At 64.7% G+C, this 16,355-nt stretch carries 19 protein-coding genes and 1 tRNA gene; 11 read left to right on the top strand and 9 right to left on the bottom strand.

Annotated features, from left to right (window positions below; genetic code table 11):
* Window positions 1–31 precede the first annotated feature (31 nt).
* Both PV773_RS05035 and PV773_RS05030 read left to right on the top strand, forming a co-directional pair.
* A complete protein-coding gene (locus PV773_RS05035) occupies window positions 32–412 on the top strand; it encodes an MbcA/ParS/Xre antitoxin family protein (RefSeq protein ID WP_347965284.1) in 381 nt (126 codons plus the stop codon).
* Complete coding sequence (locus PV773_RS05030) at window positions 372–1,142, top strand: RES family NAD+ phosphorylase (protein WP_347965283.1); 771 nt, start codon at window positions 372–374, stop codon at window positions 1,140–1,142. The genes PV773_RS05035 and PV773_RS05030 overlap by 41 nt, the downstream gene beginning before the upstream one ends.
* A 51-nt stretch (window positions 1,143–1,193) precedes the next feature.
* Here the strand turns inward: PV773_RS05030 and PV773_RS05025 are convergent, their stop codons facing one another.
* From PV773_RS05025 to rpiA, 4 genes are all read right to left on the bottom strand, one after another.
* Entirely contained in the window at window positions 1,194–2,567 is a 1,374-nt protein-coding gene (locus PV773_RS05025) for a 3-deoxy-7-phosphoheptulonate synthase class II (protein ID WP_347965282.1), read from the bottom strand.
* A gap of 227 nt (window positions 2,568–2,794) precedes the next feature.
* A complete protein-coding gene (gor, locus tag PV773_RS05020; RefSeq protein WP_347965281.1) occupies window positions 2,795–4,189 on the bottom strand; it encodes a glutathione-disulfide reductase in 1,395 nt (464 codons plus the stop codon).
* A 158-nt stretch (window positions 4,190–4,347) separates the two neighbouring features.
* Window positions 4,348–4,902, bottom strand: coding sequence for a DUF2059 domain-containing protein (locus PV773_RS05015; protein ID WP_347965280.1), 555 nt, complete (start codon window positions 4,900–4,902; stop codon window positions 4,348–4,350).
* An 18-nt stretch (window positions 4,903–4,920) separates the two neighbouring features.
* On the bottom strand, window positions 4,921–5,619 hold the full coding sequence (gene rpiA, locus PV773_RS05010) for a ribose-5-phosphate isomerase RpiA (protein WP_347965279.1): 699 nt from the start codon (window positions 5,617–5,619) through the stop codon (window positions 4,921–4,923).
* 145 nt (window positions 5,620–5,764) lie between these two features.
* On the opposite strand from rpiA, the gene PV773_RS05005 reads away from it, so the two are divergent.
* From PV773_RS05005 to PV773_RS04995, 3 genes are all read left to right on the top strand, one after another.
* Window positions 5,765–6,448: a phosphoglycolate phosphatase gene (locus tag PV773_RS05005; RefSeq protein WP_347965278.1), complete on the top strand. Its 684-nt coding sequence runs from the start codon at window positions 5,765–5,767 to the stop codon at window positions 6,446–6,448.
* Window positions 6,449–6,515: 67 nt separating this feature from the next.
* Window positions 6,516–6,590: transfer RNA gene (locus tag PV773_RS05000), tRNA-Val, on the top strand.
* Window positions 6,591–6,800: 210 nt separating this feature from the next.
* Window positions 6,801–7,052, top strand: coding sequence for a hypothetical protein (locus tag PV773_RS04995; protein WP_347965277.1), 252 nt, complete (start codon window positions 6,801–6,803; stop codon window positions 7,050–7,052).
* 43 nt (window positions 7,053–7,095) lie between these two features.
* Here PV773_RS04995 and PV773_RS04990 read toward each other — a convergent pair whose 3' ends face one another.
* Window positions 7,096–8,961: a murein L,D-transpeptidase gene (locus PV773_RS04990; protein WP_347965276.1), complete on the bottom strand. Its 1,866-nt coding sequence runs from the start codon at window positions 8,959–8,961 to the stop codon at window positions 7,096–7,098.
* A 288-nt stretch (window positions 8,962–9,249) separates the two neighbouring features.
* Between PV773_RS04990 and PV773_RS04985 the strand changes: the two genes are divergently transcribed.
* Window positions 9,250–9,645 carry a rhodanese-like domain-containing protein gene (locus PV773_RS04985; RefSeq protein ID WP_347965275.1) on the top strand — a complete coding sequence of 132 codons (396 nt, stop codon included), beginning with the start codon at window positions 9,250–9,252 and terminating at the stop codon, window positions 9,643–9,645.
* Between the two features lie 5 nt (window positions 9,646–9,650).
* Here PV773_RS04985 and PV773_RS04980 read toward each other — a convergent pair whose 3' ends face one another.
* The gene (locus PV773_RS04980) at window positions 9,651–10,559 is read right to left on the bottom strand and encodes an alpha/beta hydrolase (RefSeq protein ID WP_347965274.1); all 909 of its coding nucleotides are present in this window, start codon (window positions 10,557–10,559) and stop codon (window positions 9,651–9,653) included.
* Window positions 10,560–10,608: 49 nt separating this feature from the next.
* On the opposite strand from PV773_RS04980, the gene PV773_RS04975 reads away from it, so the two are divergent.
* On the top strand, window positions 10,609–11,058 hold the full coding sequence (locus PV773_RS04975; RefSeq protein ID WP_347965273.1) for a MarR family transcriptional regulator: 450 nt from the start codon (window positions 10,609–10,611) through the stop codon (window positions 11,056–11,058).
* Here the strand turns inward: PV773_RS04975 and PV773_RS04970 are convergent, their stop codons facing one another.
* The 3 genes from PV773_RS04970 to PV773_RS04960 all read right to left on the bottom strand — a co-directional run bounded on the left by PV773_RS04970 (window position 11,059) and on the right by PV773_RS04960 (window position 13,089).
* The gene (locus tag PV773_RS04970) at window positions 11,059–11,946 is read right to left on the bottom strand and encodes a protein-methionine-sulfoxide reductase heme-binding subunit MsrQ (RefSeq protein ID WP_347965272.1); all 888 of its coding nucleotides are present in this window, start codon (window positions 11,944–11,946) and stop codon (window positions 11,059–11,061) included.
* A gap of 112 nt (window positions 11,947–12,058) precedes the next feature.
* Window positions 12,059–12,670: a pyridoxamine 5'-phosphate oxidase family protein gene (locus PV773_RS04965; protein ID WP_347965271.1), complete on the bottom strand. Its 612-nt coding sequence runs from the start codon at window positions 12,668–12,670 to the stop codon at window positions 12,059–12,061.
* Between the two features lie 65 nt (window positions 12,671–12,735).
* Window positions 12,736–13,089: a DUF971 domain-containing protein gene (locus PV773_RS04960; protein ID WP_347965270.1), complete on the bottom strand. Its 354-nt coding sequence runs from the start codon at window positions 13,087–13,089 to the stop codon at window positions 12,736–12,738.
* Window positions 13,090–13,232: 143 nt separating this feature from the next.
* Between PV773_RS04960 and PV773_RS04955 the strand changes: the two genes are divergently transcribed.
* From PV773_RS04955 to PV773_RS04940, 4 genes are all read left to right on the top strand, one after another.
* Window positions 13,233–13,652 carry a lysozyme inhibitor LprI family protein gene (locus tag PV773_RS04955; protein WP_347965269.1) on the top strand — a complete coding sequence of 140 codons (420 nt, stop codon included), beginning with the start codon at window positions 13,233–13,235 and terminating at the stop codon, window positions 13,650–13,652.
* A 173-nt stretch (window positions 13,653–13,825) separates the two neighbouring features.
* Entirely contained in the window at window positions 13,826–14,836 is a 1,011-nt protein-coding gene (gene moaA, locus PV773_RS04950; RefSeq protein ID WP_347965268.1) for a GTP 3',8-cyclase MoaA, read from the top strand.
* Between the two features lie 37 nt (window positions 14,837–14,873).
* Complete coding sequence (locus PV773_RS04945; protein WP_347965267.1) at window positions 14,874–15,344, top strand: hypothetical protein; 471 nt, start codon at window positions 14,874–14,876, stop codon at window positions 15,342–15,344.
* Between the two features lie 85 nt (window positions 15,345–15,429).
* Window positions 15,430–16,350: a DMT family transporter gene (locus PV773_RS04940; protein ID WP_347965266.1), complete on the top strand. Its 921-nt coding sequence runs from the start codon at window positions 15,430–15,432 to the stop codon at window positions 16,348–16,350.
* Window positions 16,351–16,355: the final 5 nt, after the last annotated feature.

Raw genomic sequence — 16,355 nt, 5'->3', positions numbered from 1 at the left:
TGACTTATATTTGCCAGAGAAAGGAGCCGCCATGCGGAGTCGCTCTCATCCAGCCACGGCGGCGGAGCCCGGCGCCGTCATTACCAAGGCAACGCTGCGCGCCGCCGACCTGCTCGGCATGACCGCCAAGGTGCTTTCCGCGGTCATCGGCGTTTCGGAAGCGACCGTTTCGCGGATGCGCAAGCAGGAGTTCGTACTCGAGGCCGGCGGCAAGCCGTTCGAACTCGCCGTCCTATTCGTCCGCATGTTCCGTGCCCTTGACGCCATCGTGGGCGGTGAGGCGCCCGTCGCCCGGGCCTGGCTGCGCAACGACAACACCGCGCTCGGCGCGGCCCCCGTGGACAGGATCATCACCATAGCCGGGCTCGTCGATGTCATCGCCTATCTGGACGCCCGAAGAGCTCTCGTCTGAGGCCCGCCCGCTCGAAGGTCGCTGCTGGCGGCTCGTGGAGGCCCAGCACCGCGTCTCGACGCTGAAGCTCGTCGACAGCCTCGACGAGCAGGCGCTGCTGGAGCAGCTGATCGAGACCACCAAGCCGCATATTCCGGTGGAGTGCGGCCATCTGCATTATCTCCTGGCGACGCCCTTCCGCTACGGCTCCAACTATCCGACCGGCTCGCGCTTCCGGCGCGCCGGAAGATCGCTCGGCGTCTACTATGCGGCCCAGCGGGTGCAGACTGCGGTGGCCGAGATGGCCTTCTATCGGCTGCTGTTCTTTTCGGAATCGCCCCACACGCCATGGCCGAGCGACGCAGCAGAGTACACGGCATTCGCGGCATCCTTCAAAGCGGCCCGCGCGATCGACCTGACCATGCCGCCATTGTCGAGAGATGCCGAGAGCTGGACGCATCCGACCGACTATGCCGCCTGCCAGCAACTCACCGACGACGCGCGCGGCGGAGGCATCGAGGCTATCCGCTACCGTTCCGTGCGCGATCCGGCCGGCGGCGCCAATCTGGCGCTGCTGACCTGCACCGTCTTCGCCAAGCCGGCCCCCGTCGACCGCCAGACCTGGCGCATCCGCCTCGGTCCATCGGGCGTTCAGGCCATCTGCGAATTCCCCGAGCTCCGCATCGGCTTCGACCGTGGCAGCTTCGCCGGCGATCCCCGCCTCCGGGACATGCGCTGGCCCCGCCAATGAAAAAGGCGCCGGTCGAAACCGGCGCCTTCGGATGAACATCCGACCTGCGGATCAGGCGTTGACGGCCTGCTTCTGCTCGGTCGCGGTGCCCTTGCGCAGCAGCTCCGAAACCAGGAATGCCAGCTCGATGGCCTGGTCGGCGTTGAGGCGCGGATCGCAATGCGTGTGATAGCGGTCCTGCAGTTCTTCCGCCGTGATGGCACGGGCGCCGCCGGTGCATTCGGTGACGTTCTTGCCGGTCATCTCGACATGGATGCCGCCCGGGTGCGAGCCCTCGGAGCGGTGGATGTCGAAGAAGCTCTGCACCTCGCTCAGGATGCGGTCGAACGGACGCGTCTTGTAGCCGGCAGCGGTGATCGTGTTGCCGTGCATCGGATCGCACGACCAGACGACCTTGCGGCCTTCCTTCTCGACCGCGCGGATGAGCTTCGGCAGGTGCTCGCCGACCTTGTCGTGGCCGAAGCGCGCAATCAGGGTGAGGCGGCCAGCCTCGTTCTCCGGGTTGAGCGCATCGATCAGCTTGAGCAGGTTGTCGGGCGTGATCGACGGGCCGCACTTGAGGCCGAGCGGGTTCTTCACGCCACGGCAGTACTCGACGTGGGCGTGGTCGAGCTGACGCGTGCGGTCGCCGATCCAGATCATGTGGCCCGAGGTCGCGTACCAATCGCCCGAGGTCGAGTCGATGCGGGTCAGCGCCTGCTCGTAGCCGAGCAGCAGGGCTTCATGGCTGGTGTAGAAATCGGTCTCGCGCAGCGCGTAGTTGGTCTCCGAGGTGATGCCGACGGCCTTCATGAAGTCCATCGTCTCGGTGATGCGGTTGGCCAGCGCCTCGTAGCGCTCGCCCTGCGGGCTGTTGGAGACGAAGCCGAGCATCCACTTGTGCACGTTCTCCAGGCTGGCATAGCCACCCTGGGCGAAGGCGCGCAGAAGGTTCAGCGTCGCCGCCGACTGGCGGTAGGCCATCTCCTGGCGGGCCGGATCCGGCACGCGCGACTTCTCGTCGAATGCCGGGCCGTTGATGATGTCGCCGCGGTAGCTCGGCAGAGTCACGTCGCCCTTGGTCTCGTTGTCGGCCGAACGCGGCTTGGCGAACTGGCCGGCGATGCGACCGACCTTCACCACCGGCTGCGCGCCGGCGAAAGTCAGCACGACCGACATCTGCAGGAAGACGCGGAAGAAGTCGCGGATATTGTCGGCGCCATGTTCGACGAAGCTCTCGGCGCAGTCGCCGCCCTGGAGCAGGAAGGCCTCGCCATTGGCGACAGCGGCCAACTGCTTCTTCAGCTTTCGCGCTTCACCTGCAAAAACCAAGGGTGGAAAGGTGGCGAGACGGGCTTCCGTTTCTGCGAGAGCCGCAGCGTCCGGATAAGCCGGCACCTGCTGGATCGGCATGCTTCTCCAGGAATTCGGTGACCATTTCGTCATGTTCGCACCCAAAAGTTTCGCCAGCGGGCACCTCACCCGCGCTATGACCCGCCTATTACGGGAACGGGGCTCCTTACACGAAGAAAGGCCTGCATTCTACCCCGGATTGCCAGCGAAACGAAGTTCGCCGGCTTCGCCAACCAATCTGTTGCCGCAACGACAACCGGGGGCACCGATCCGCCCGACGGCTAGCGGCGTTTTCAGTCCGCGGCCGAGCGATTGCGCGGTCAATCGTCCAGGCGAACGCCGTCCTTCACCAGGTAGCTCGGCTTGTACATGGTCACCAGCTCTTCGGCCGCGGTCGGATGCACCGCCATGGTGCGGTCGAAGTCCTCCTTGGTAAGCCGTGCCTTGAGCGCAATGCCGAGCAGCTGCGCCATCTCGCCGGCATCGGGGCCGAGGATATGGGCGCCGACGACGATGCGCGTGTCGGCATCGACCACGAGCTTCATCAGCATCTTTTCCTGGCGTCCCGACAAGGTATGCCGCATCGGACGGAAGCTGGCCCGATAGATTTCGAGGTTCTTGTAACGCTTGGCGGCGTCGTCCTCCGACAAGCCGACGGTCCCGATCTCGGGCTGCGAGAACACCGCGGTCGCGATCGTGTCGTGATCCGGAGCAGTCGGATTGCCCTTGAACGCCGTCTCGATGAAGCACATCGCCTCGTGGATGGCCACCGGCGTCAGCTGTACGCGATTGGTGACGTCACCCACGGCCCAAATGTTGTCGGCGCTGGTGCGCGAATAGGCGTCTACGACGATAGCGCCTACCTTGTCCAGCTCGACGCCGGCCGCCTCGAGACCGAGGTTCTCGGTGTTCGGCGTGCGGCCGATGGCAAGCAGCACCTGGTCGACGGTCAGCGACCGACCGGTGTTCAACTTGACCTCGAGCCGGCCGTCGTCGCGCTTGCTGACCTCCTGCGACACGGAATGCAGCAGGATCCTGATGCCTTTCTGTTCCATCGTCTCGTGAAGCGTGCGCCTGAGATCCATATCGAAGCGGCTCAGGATTTCCTTGCCGCGGTAGACGAGCGTCGTTTCCACGCCGAGGCCGTGGAAGATGTTGGCGAACTCCACGGCGATGTAGCCGCCACCCTCGATCATGATCGCCTTGGGCAGTTCGGGAAGGTCGAACACCTCGTTGGAATAGATGCAATGCTCGTGCCCCGGCAGCGCCGGATGCGTGCTCGGCCGGCCGCCCGTCGCGATCAGTATCTGGTCGGCGGTCACCGTGCGCCCGTCCGCCTCGATGCGGACCGTGTGCCTGTCGACCAGGGTCGCGCGCGAATGGATCGTCTCGCCGCCCGAATTGTCGACGTTGCGCTTGTAGATGGCCTCGAGCCGCGAGATTTCGCGCTCCTTGTTGGCGACGAGCGTCTTCCAGTCGAAGCTGCTCTCGCCCACCGTCCAGCCATAGCCGGCCGCATCCTCGAAATGCTCCGGGAACTGCGAAGCGTAGACATAGAGCTTCTTCGGCACGCAGCCGCGGATGACGCATGTGCCGCCGAACCTGAACTCCTCGGCCAGCGCCACGCGCTTGCCCATCGCCGCCGCCACGCGAGCCGCGCGCACCCCGCCGGAGCCGCCGCCGATGACAAAGAGATCGTAGTCGTACTGAGGCATCGTCTCGTTCCTGCTTTGAACCGGCCGGTCGGGCGGCATCGCGCCCGGCACTCAAGCCTCTGGCGGCTGCGTGGTGCGCCACAGGTAGTGGCAGCCGCCCCAAAAGAAAAGCCCGGCGGATGCCGGGCTTGTCTCGAGTGACGTATGGTCGCGGCCGTTCAGTTCTTCGGCGCTTCCGCCGGAGCCGCGCCCTCGGCCGCCGGAGCCTTGGTCCCGGCCACTGCCTTGAGCTTTTCGCCGACCTGCTGGGCGAGATCGCGGGCGATGCCGTTCTGCCAGATGTCGGCGGCCTTGACCAACTCCCGGGTCGCGATCGGGCCGCTCTCGATCAGCTTCTTGCCGGCTTCCGAATTGTAGAAGGTGGCGATCTCGGTGAGCTCCTGCTCGGTGAACGCACGCGCATAGGCGAGCGCTGATTCCTTCTCCAGGTCGGCGCGGCGCGAGGCGAGCTCAAGCGTCTTCTCGTCGACGGTCTGGGTGATCAGTTCCTGCATGTCGGGATTCTGCTGGATCAGCTGCTGCTTCAGCGCCGCGGCCGCCTGCGGCAGGATCGAATCGAAGGAATCCGTCGCATGGATCGCAGAGATCGCCGCATGCGCGGCCTTGAGGTGGGAGGCGGCGATCTCCTGGGCCTGCGCCGAAAATGCCGTGGCCATGAATGCCGAAGCCGCCACCATGACGGAGAAGCGGCGAAGCCGGTTTGTCAAAATCATGATGAGTAGAACTCCTGTTTAGCGGGCCGGGTGGACGGTTCTGACCCCGTCGGCACCGGCAATGACGGCAACGGTGGCCAGACCCAGAAAGAGACCATGTTCCACGACGCCGGGTATGGCGTGCAGCACATCCGACAGCGCTCTTGTATCCGGAATACGGCCAAAAGATGCATCGATGATGAAATGTCCACCGTCCGTCACGAAGGGCGCTTCACCCGCCATCCGCAGCGTGAGCGGACCGTTGAGGCCGAGCTTTTCAGCGGCCTTGGCGATGGCGATTTCGGTGGCCTTGAGGCCGAACCGGTTGACCTCGATGGGCAGAGGAAAGCGTCCGAGCGCGTCGACGAGCTTCGACTGGTCGGCGATGACGACCATGCGCGCGGAAGCCGACGCCACGATCTTTTCGCGCAGCAGCGCACCGCCGCCGCCCTTGACCAGGGACAGCGCCGGATCGATCTCGTCCGCGCCGTCGATCGTCAGGTCGAGTTCCGGCGTCTCGTCGAGCGTCGACAACGGCACCGACAATTCGCGGCACAATGCTGCCGTGCGTTCGGAAGTCGGCACGCCGACCACCTTCATCCCGCCGGCGACCTTCTCCGCCAGCAGCCGAACGAACTCCTCAGCCGTGGAACCGGTGCCGATGCCGAGCCGCATCCCGCTCTCGACATAACCAAGGGCGGCACGCGCCGCCTCGATCTTCAAAGCCTTGGCATCCATGATATGTTCGCAAAGTTCCCGAATAACGGTCTGGCTCCTAGCATTTTTGCCCGATGGGTCAAAGGCTTTATGGAGTCCGCGGCTTGCACCGAACCCACCTGGGGGCTATCGCCTGCCGCGACGACAACCGACGAAAGCCGTGCCCATGTCCAGACCGATCATCGTTTTCGACCTCGACGGAACCCTTGTCGACACCGCTCCCGACCTGCTCGACAGCCTGAACCACGCACTGGTCGCAGGCGGGCTGATACAGGTGGACGACGCCGCTTTCCGCCGCTTCGTCGGCATGGGCGGCAAGATCATGATCGAACGGGCCTATGCCGCGCAGCAGAAGCCACTCGCAGGCGACGAGAACGAACGGATGCACGATATCTTCCTCGATCACTACACGCTCAACATTCCCGGCCGCTCGCAGCCCTATCCCGGCGTCGTCGCGGCGATGGCACGCTTTGCCAACGCCGGCTATCTGCTTGCCGTCTGCACCAACAAGTACGAGACCCTCGCGCGCAACCTGATCAGCGGGCTCGGCCTTGCCGACCGCTTCGCCGCGATCACCGGGCCCGAAACCTTCGGCATCCGAAAACCCGACCCCAGGCACCTGACCGAAACCATCGCCATGGCCGGCGGCGACGCATCGCGGGCGGTCATGGTCGGCGATTCGGTCACCGACATCGACACGGCCAAGGCAGCCGGCATTCCGGTCGTCGCCGTCGATTTCGGCTACACCGATCGCCATGTCAGCGAATTCGAACCTTCGGCGGTCATCTCGCATTATGACGAGCTGACGCTTGGCCTCGCCGAAAAGCTGATCAGTGCGGGAAGTCGCTAAAGCCGCCTTGACACGACTCCTGCCGCTCCCCTATATCGCCGTCACGTTCGGCCCCAGGGCCAAGGACGGGCGATTAGCTCAGCGGGAGAGCACACCCTTCACACGGGTGGGGTCGTAGGTTCAATCCCTACATCGCCCACCATTCTCTTCGCGCAGATTTTGCCAGACAAGTCGAACCTCGCGCCGCGACGGTACGTCCGTACGGCGTCATGCGGCACCGTCTCCGCAGTCGCAGTCGGGGCAGTCTTGCAGACACTTGACGCTGCGCGCATCATGCCAGCGCGGTCGGAATTCCCGCTTGTCGAACCCACCACCACCCGACCGGCCGCAGGCATCCCGACGGAGGCCGCGCATGCAGGATGCTGCCCAACCAGCCAAGCCAGCCGTCGTCATGGCTTTCAATCGCGACGAACAAGGCGGCCTCACGCCGGCTTTTCCGCCCCGGGAAATGCAGAACCATGACGCCGCCGTGCGGTTTGCCAAGATGATCGAGGACCACCACGCCGGTGTAGTCGTTTGGGCGGGCTCGACCGGTACGCCCGCTGACGATCGCTCCCCGGAAACCGTCCTATATCGTCACGGCGACGTGCCCGGGATGGGATGATCCCGATCAGCCCGAGTGCCGGTATGCCGCTTCGGGCGCCAGATCAGATGCTCGGCGTCCGCGCTGCCTCGGTCTTGGCGAACGCTTCCATCACCCGCGCATCGCGCTCGTAGACATCGCCGAAATAGTCGATCTTGCCGTCGGCTTCGGGCCAGGCGGTGAAATAGGCCACGTAGACCGGAATCTTACGGGTGACCTTTTCGAACGAGTGACCCTGCTTGAGCTTCGCCGCGACATGGTCGACCGTCGTCCCCAGCACGGCAGCCGCCATCCCGCGCGGGTCGGACAGGCGAATGCAGCCGTGGCTGAAGGCGCGGCTGTCGCGATCGAACAGCGCCTTCTGCGGCGTGTCGTGCATGTAGATCGCGTGCTTGTTGGGAAACAGGATCTTGAGTTCGCCGAGCGCATTGGCCTCGCTCGGCGCCTGCCGCACGCTGTAGGGCACCTTGCCGCCGTACTGGCTCCAGTTGATCGCCGAGGACGGAATGCGCTGGCCGCTCGAATCGGTGACCTCGTAGCCGGCACGGTCGAGATAGCCGGGATCGCTGCGCAGGCGCGGTAGCATCTCGTTGACGATGATCGACTGCGGAACGCCCCAATAGGGGTTGTAGTCGACCTGCTCGATCTCGTCCTGGAAGAAGCTCGTCTGGTTGGTGGTCTTGCCGATCACCGTCTTCATCTTGAGCTTTTCAGCACCGCCTTCGAAGTAGCTGGCGGTGAAGGCGGGCTGGTTGATGAACACCCGCGTGCTGCCGAGATCGGACGGCAGCCAGCGCAGTTGCTCCAGGGCCACGAGCACCTTGTCGAGGCGATCGGCCTTCGACGTTCCGGCAAGCACGGCCACCGTGCGCGGGCCGACGACGCCATCGGCCTTGAGCCCTGCCCGCTTCTGCACCGCCTCAAACACCGGCACGAGCTCTGGCACGTAGACTTCGCTGCCGGCCAGGCGAGCCAGCGCTTCGCCGAACTGGCCGCCCATCTCGTCGTCGAGATTGCGCGCGATCAATTGCAGGAGCTTCGGCAGTTCCGCACTCGCCTCCCCCGGCTTCAAGAGCAGCTTGGGATCGACGACGATGTCGTTTTCCTCGCTGGCCCGCAGCGCCTCGAGTTCGACGCGTAGTGCCTGGTACTGAGGGTTCTGCGGATGCTTCAAGTCGAGGAACGCACGGACGTCCGCCGTTTGGCTCAGCGTCTTCAGGACGCCGGCCATGTCGAGCGGCTTGGGCGCGAAATCGTGGTAGCCCGAGATGCGGTTGGGATCGATGCGACCGCCCTGTGCGTCGTGCACGTAGCGCAGCACACGCGCCGACATCGCCATCTCGAAGCGCATCAGTTCCTTCAGCCGGTCGGCGGTGCTCTCGAGCGCATAGGCCGCGGGCGGAACCGACACGGCATAGTCGGCCGGCAGGAGCCCGTGGCTCGCGGCATCGCTCAGCACACGGACGGTGTCCTCGGCACGGCTGTTGGCCGTGGAGCCGGTGACCCAGATGAAGTCGGGATTGGCCGAATAATAGTCGATCAGAGCCTTGGCGATGTCCTTCTCTGCAACGAGATCGGAATCGGCGAGGCTCGGGATGGCCTCACGGAAGGAAGTGCCCGCGAGCGACGGCTCCAGCGACACCGACTGTCCGCCGGCCGCCAGCTTCGAGAAGTCCACCCGCACCATCGGATCGGTCTTGTAGGTGTAGTATGACGGCGCGCTGATCTTGGCGATCTTGGCCGGCGCCCTCTTTGGCAGGGCGCTGGGCGGCGGCGGATACTCGCCGCGAGGCTGGCGCTGCACGCGATTGCCGTTGCCGAACAGGATGTCGAACAAATTCTGGGCGGACGCATCCGGCACGCCGAGCGCAACGCTGGCGGCCAGCGCCGCGGCAAGTGGCAACGGCAATTTGAGGAATGAAATTTTCATTGGTCACCCGTCCCCGCCCGTGACTGTATCGGAATCAGCGAATTCCGCCCGAAGAATTCGTGCTGCCGCATGGCCGATGTAAGGCGCGACAATATCGCTTCGTTGAGACAGCTCATACCGACAGCGTTAATGTTTCATAAATTTGCGCATCACTGTTGCCGAACAGTTTCACACAGCAGGCAGAGTTTGCGGTGGCCGCGCGCCGATGCCACCATGACAGACAGGGCCCCCGGGTGCCATTACTTGGCGTGCCAAGGTGAACCGCACAGAGGGTGACGCGAGGGAAAGATGAAGAAGGGCTACAGGGATCTGCTCGACGAGGCCAACGCCGTGGTCGAGGTCGTCTCGCCCGGCGAAGCCGCGACGCTGCTCGACGACGACGACACGATCTTCGTCGACCTGCGGGACCCGCGCGAGGTCGAGCGCGAAGGGCGCATCCCCGGGGCGCGCCACTGCCCGCGCGGCATGCTCGAATTCTGGATCGACCCGGAAAGCCCGTATCACAAGCCTTTCTTCGCCAGCGGCAGGAACTTCGTCTTCTTCTGCGCCGGCGGCTGGCGCTCGGCACTTGCCGCCAAGACGGCCAAGTACATGGGCCTGGAACCGGTGCGGCACATTCTGGGCGGCTTCACCGCCTGGCGCGACGCCGGACTGCCCACCGAACCCGGCGACGGGAGGAACTGACCGGCCTAGTGCACCAGCACCCGGTCGGATTCGGCAGCCACGAACCCGACGGTCTCGCGAACGACCGATGCGTCGGACAAGATCCGGCGGTGCCCGAGGCCATTCGCCCACAGCATCCTGACGTGGTCGCCTGCGCCCGCCATGGCACGCGCCTCCGCCTCCGGTACCTCGCGGTCATCACGGGCATGGACGACGAGCGTCGGGACGGGCAGTCGCGCCAGCATCTTTGCATTTTCAAAGTCGCGGAGCGGCGTTCCCGTAACCCGTTCGACCCGCGCTTCCAGGACCCGATAGCCCGCCGGCCCGAGGCTGACATGGCGGCCGAACTCGCGGAACAGCCGCGGCATCGAATTCGGTGCGGCGATGAGCACGAGGCGGCTCGTTTCGAGCGGCGCGAAGCGCCCGATCGAGCCGGCCGCGGCATTGACCGCGACCGCACCACCGAACGAATGGCCGACGACCGCGGCGAACGGCCCGAACCACTGACCCGCCAGATGCGCCGCCTCGACTGCACGAGCCATGTCGAGGGCGCGGCCAGTCGAACCGCCATGCCCGGGCAGGTCGAGCGACACCACCTTGAAGCCGGCATCCCGGTGGCCCTCGATCAATGCCCGCATGTATTCGGTGCGCGAGCGCCAACCATGGAGGACCAGCACCGTGCCGGCCGAAGGCCCTTGCCGCGGGCGAAATTCGTGCAGGGCAAGGCAACCGTAGCTGGCCCGGATGCGGTGATGGCGGGCTTCCGCCATGAAGTCGGCCGCACGTTCCACGGCACGCCTTTCCCCGTCGGTCATGGACTTCGGGCTCGGCGTGCGCCGGAAAAGTTCGAACGCCGCGCGGCCGGCGAGCTTCGGCGAGACCAATTCCGCAGCCGCAAGAATCCGGCGGATGACCTTCAGCCCGATTGATGCCATAGTGAGCGCCCATTCGTCCGTTCAATCATGAACATATATTCGTTCAATCATGAACAATAAGCAAGATTTGCCTTGGGACAATCCACGGTTCCGAAACTGGGTCGCGGTGGCAAAGGCATGCCACTCGATGGAGCGCGCGCTGGGTGCGGCGCTGCAGCCGCACGACCTGAAGCCGGCCCAACTCGACGTGCTGATGAATCTCTATCGTCATCCCGGCATGTCGCAGCACGACCTCGCCCGTAAGCTGCTGGTCGGCCGCTCGAACATCACCATGCTCCTGCCGCAGCTCGAAAGGCGCGAACTCGTGCGCCGCGAGGCCGACGGCAAGGATCGGCGAATCATGCGGCTGATCTTGACGGACGATGGCGAGGCGCTGCTGCTACGGGCGCTGAAGTCCTATAGCGCGCTGATCGAGAAGGCGATGAGCGCCTCGACCCCCGAACAATGCGACCTGATCGGATTGCACATGCAGCGCGTGGCAGAGGCTCTGCGGGATTAGTCAGGCCGCGGCCTTGGCCGGAGCCCTTCGCCCTCGCTGAACTTGGGACTTGTCGGGAGCGCGTACGTAGCCGAGCAATGCGACGGCCGCGCCGGCAGCGAGTATCCACCAGGCCGGCCGGACCGAATAGGAAAACTGCAGGTTTGCCGCAAGCACCCGCTCAGGCGGCACGCCGGTCGCGATTCCATACCAGGCGACTTCGACCGCGGCCGTGGCGAGCGCCGCGCCGATCGCGATCGCCAGAAGGACGAGCGCGGAATTGAGGCTGAAGCCGCGCCAGTGGGCCAGCCTGTAAGCCATGAGCAGCAGGAAGAAGCCGGCAATCAACGTCGGCTGGTAGACGTCGGCCTTGGACTGCATGAAGAAGTGCAGCGCCGCCAACATGCCGATGCCGTAGACGATCTTGTGCAGACGGTTCCAATTGGCGCCGAGCTTGCGGATCGCCGCGTCCGTCGACGTCGACCCCAGCGCGACAAGGCCAATAAGGGCGACAAAGCCGATGGTCAGGTAGATTCGCAGCGCGATTTCGCTGGCGACGCGCCACAGGTCCCAGTTCTGGTCGAAGAAATACAGTGTCAGATGGCCGAGCGCATAGCCGAGCGCCGCCACGCCGAGCATCCGCCGAACGAGGATGAGCCGCGGCCATTGTCCGATGCGGCGCAGCGGTGTCACGGCCAGCGACAGGACGAGAAAGCGGATGGCCCAGTCGCCGGTGTGGAGGATCGCGGCATTGAACGGTCGCGGTCCGAGCAGGCTGCTGGTCACCGCACCCTTCGGAAACCCGGCCACGGCATAGTAGGCGAGCAGCAGCGCCGGCACGAGCGTGGCGACGAAGGTCGCCGTCTTGAGCAGCGAGAGGTTTCCGGCGCGGTCCGTCCAAGGCATCATCAACTGAATTCCCAGCTACCTTGCCGGTATACGTACAGAAAACCGGCAAAGTTACGCGCTGGCAATCACTTTATGTTGAGTCCGGCGGCCTTCTGGGCAGCCGTGCCTCTGCCTACCACATGGTCTGGCTGGCGCGCGCCGGCCAGTCGCGGTCATAGGCTGCCCCGTCGATCTTCTCCGCGCTGGTGACGGCCAGGATCTGTCCCGGCGTCGGCAGCGAATTGGGATCCACATGCCGTTCGGCGTTCCACAGGTCGGAGCGGACGATCGCCCGTGCGCACTGGAAATAGACCGCCTCGACCTTGATCACGATCACCGACCGCGCCGGCTTGCCTTCGACGGCGAAGGACGTGCAGAGGTCGGGGGCGACGCTGAGGTGGGCGCGGCCGTTGACGCGCAAGGTCGTGCCCGAGCCCGGCACCAGGAAGAGCAACCCGACCCGCGGGTCGCGGATGATGTTCTTGAGCGAATCGGCTCGATTGTTGCCGCGCCGGTCGGGCATCATCAGCGTCTTCACATCGTGGATGCGGACGAAGCCGGCAAGGTCGCCGCGCGGCGAGCAGTCGAGCCCCTCCGGTCCGCTGGTTGCCAGCCCGACGAAGGGCGATGCCTCGATGAAGGCGGCATATTCCGGGATGATGTGGTCGAGTTCCTTCACCAGCGAGGTCTCGCCGGGAAGGCCATAGAGCGCCTCGAGTTCCTCGACCGTGGTGATGACCGTCATTGTCCCGCCTCGCATCTGCACTTCGTCGCGTCCTGCCTCACCAACATGACGTAGCTACGACGACGTCACCTGTCGCGCGAAAGCCCCTTCTGCGCCAATTCGCCGAGATAGGCCTGCCAGCGTGCGTCCTTCTCGTGGCCGAGCGTGTGCAGATAGTTCCAGGTGAAGATGCCGGTGTCGTGGAAATCGTCGAAGGTGATGCGAACCGCGTAGTTGCCCACCGGCTCGATCTTGAGGATCGCGACGTTCCTCTTGCCCGGCACCGTCACGCGTTGCTCCGGCGAATGCCCCTGCACCTCGGCGGAGGGCGAAAGCACGCGCAGCAATTCGGCCGAAAGCTCGAATGGCGCATGATCGGGAAAGGTGACCGTCAACAGCTTGCGATCCTTGGAGACCCTGAGTTCCTTCGGCGCTGACATATCTGCTCCCTGCTTGTCACCTCCGGTTACGCCGAAACTGCCCGCGAAGGAAGCGGCAAACAGAATGGCTTGGTCTGGAATCCTGCTCGCATCTTGCTAACCTCGACGCGGCCTTGCGAGAGGCCGTCAGCGAGGAGCGGGACATGCGGATTTCAGGGTTGACGCTTTGGCCGATCGCCGGGTTGGCGATCCTGGCGGCGACCGCCGCTCAAGCGGCCGACAATTGCGCCAATGCAAACGATCAGGCGACGATGAACGAATGTGCCGACAAGGCCTTCAGGGCATCGGATGCCGAACTCAACACGCTGTACAGGCAGATCCAGGGCCGGCTGAAAGACGATCCGGGCGCGGCCAAGCTGCTCGTCGCCGCGCAAAGGGCCTGGGTCGGCTTCCGCGACGCCGAGTGCGACTTTTCGAGTTCGGGTGTCGCTCAAGGCTCCATCTACCCGATGACAGTGCTGCAATGCCATGATGGCATGACCCGGCAACGTATCAAGGACTTGCAGAACTACCTCAAATGCGACGAAGGCGACACGAGTTGCCCCATACCGGCCGCAAAATGATGGGCATTCCGCCGCCGGAAATGCAACATTATGGTCGGTACGGGACATCGATTGCCCCGCCAGCCAGCCAAATGTTACCTGTAAGGGTCCTTCGGGCTTGAATGGTAAGGTTTTTTGAACGACATGAAAGGCAGCGGTCTGGGAAACCGCCTGAGGGAGTGAGCAAAGGCAAGATGGGAATTCACGACACCGGCATGATCGATCCCTTCGGTCGCTCGATTACCTATCTGCGCGTGTCGGTGACCGACCGCTGCGATTTCCGCTGCACCTATTGCATGGCGGAAGACATGACCTTCTTGCCCAAGAAGGATCTCCTGTCGCTCGAGGAACTGGATCGCCTGTGCACCGTCTTTGTCGAGAAGGGCGTCAAGAAGCTGCGGCTGACCGGTGGTGAACCGCTGGTGCGCAAGAACATCATGCACCTGATCCGGCAGCTGTCGCGGCATCTCGACAGCGGCGCCCTGGAAGAGCTGACGCTGACCACCAACGGCTCGCAGCTCTCCCGCTTCGCCCGCGAACTGGCCGAATGCGGCGTGCGCCGCATCAATGTCTCGCTCGATACGCTCGACCCGGAAAAGTTTCACGCGGTGACCCGCTGGGGCAACCTCGTCAAGGTGATGGAAGGCATCGACGCGGCGCAGGCGGCCGGCCTGCACGTCAAGCTCAATGCGGTGGCGCTCAAGGACTTCAATGACCATGAGATCCCGGAGATGCTGCGCTGGGCGCACGGCCGTGGCATGGACCTGACCGTCATCGAGACGATGCCGATGGGCGAGATCGACGGCGACCGCACCGACCAGTACCTGCCGCTGTCGCTTTTGAGGGCAAGCCTCGAGCGCCAGTTCACGCTGAACGACATTCCCTTCAAGACCGGCGGCCCCGCGCGCTATGTCGAGGTCGCGGAGACCGGTGGCAGGCTCGGCTTCATCACGCCGATGACGCACAATTTCTGCGAAAGCTGCAACCGCGTGCGCCTGACCTGCACGGGGACGCTCTACATGTGCCTCGGACAGGACGACGACGCCGACTTGCGGACGCCTCTGCGCGCTTCGGAGGGGAATGAACTGGTGTCGACGGCGATCGACGAGGCCATCGGCCGCAAGCCCAAGGGCCACGACTTCGTCATCGACCGTCGCACGAAGCGTCCCGCCGTGGCCCGTCACATGAGCGTAACCGGAGGCTGAGCGGCACCACCGAACAGACTGCCCCGGAGGGGAACGGATGGCTCGCAGTCTTGGAACGTCGCTTTCGGCAGCACTGCTCGCCTGCGCCCTCGCCTCACCTGCCATCGCGAAACCGTTCACCTACACCAACGCGCGCTTCGGCACGTCGGTCACGTTCCCGGGCGAGATATTCACCGGCCAGGCCGAGCCGCCCGAAAATGGCGACGGCATGACCTTCCTGGCGCCGGACGGTGCCAGCCTCGCCGTCTATGGCTCGAACAACGCCCTGGAGCAGTCGCCCAGGCAACTCGCAGACTTCGTCGCGGAGGGGCACGACGTCACCTATCGCAAGGTCGGCAGCAATTGGGTTGTTCTCTCCGGCCGCGACGGCGACGAGATTTTCTACCAGCGCCTCGAACTCGGGCGCGGCGGAGTGATCCACGCCTTTCTGCTCAAGTACCCGGCCTCCGCCAGGAAGAAATACGACGCCCTGGTCTCGCCCCTCGCGTCCAGCCTCGAAGGGCCTTGAGATCGCGTTGGTCCATGCGTTTGCCGTTGCTGTTTTGCGTGGCGGTGCGTAAGCCTTGATCTGCAAGCAGTAGTGGAAGGCCGAATTGCCTCTTTCATCCAACATGCGCGGCGCCCTGTTCATGGTGATCGCCATGGCCGCCTTCACCTTCAACGACACGCTGACCAAGCTCGCGGCGCAGTCGGCCAACATCGGCCAGATCCTGCTGGTTCGCGGCCTGTTCGCTTCGGCTCTGATCGCGGTCCTCGCCTGGCACCAAGGTGCCCTGAAGGGCGTGCGCGACTATCTGCACCCCATGGTGTTGCTCCGCCTCTTCGCCGAGATCTTCGCGACGCTCAGCTTCCTGAGTGCCCTGCCGCATCTGCCGCTGGCCAACATCTCGGCCGTCCTGCAGGCACTGCCCCTGGCTGTGACCATGGGCGCCGCGCTGTTCCTCGGCGAAGGCGTCGGCTGGCGCCGCTGGCTGGCGATCGCCGTCGGTTTCACTGGTGTGCTGATCATCGTGCGGCCGGGCTTCGAGGGCTTCAATGTCTTTTCGCTGCTGGCGCTGGTTTCTGTCGGCTTCTGCGCCCTGCGCGACCTTGCCACCCGACAGATACCGAGCCACGTGCCGTCGCTCTTCGTATCGACCGCGACCTCGATCGCCGTCACGCTCACCGGTGCTGCGACGCTCGTCCCGTTCGGCGGCTGGGCACCCATGTCGGGCGACGTCGTTGGCTACCTTGCCGGCGCTGCCGTGCTGCTGCTGTTCGGCTATCAGTTCGTCATCATGGCGATGCGAGAAGGCGAAGTGTCTTTCATCGCCCCGTTCCGTTACACCGCGCTCATCTGGGCGATCTCGCTGAGCATCGTGGTTTTCGGGGACATTCCGGATCTGCCGATGATCGCGGGCGCCAGCCTCATCGTCGCCTCGGGCCTCTATTCGCTCTACCGCGAACGCGTCGTCGGCAGAAGCCGGCCCGCCGCCGCGAGCACCAGCCCGGCCACGGCTCCGGACGGGATGTGACGCCG

The sequence above is a fragment of the Mesorhizobium sp. CC13 genome, assembly GCF_039907765.1.
Lineage (GTDB): Bacteria > Pseudomonadota > Alphaproteobacteria > Rhizobiales > Rhizobiaceae > Aminobacter.
The sequence above is the reverse complement of the archived record's forward strand: the minus strand, read 5'-3'. Positions and strand labels throughout refer to the sequence as shown.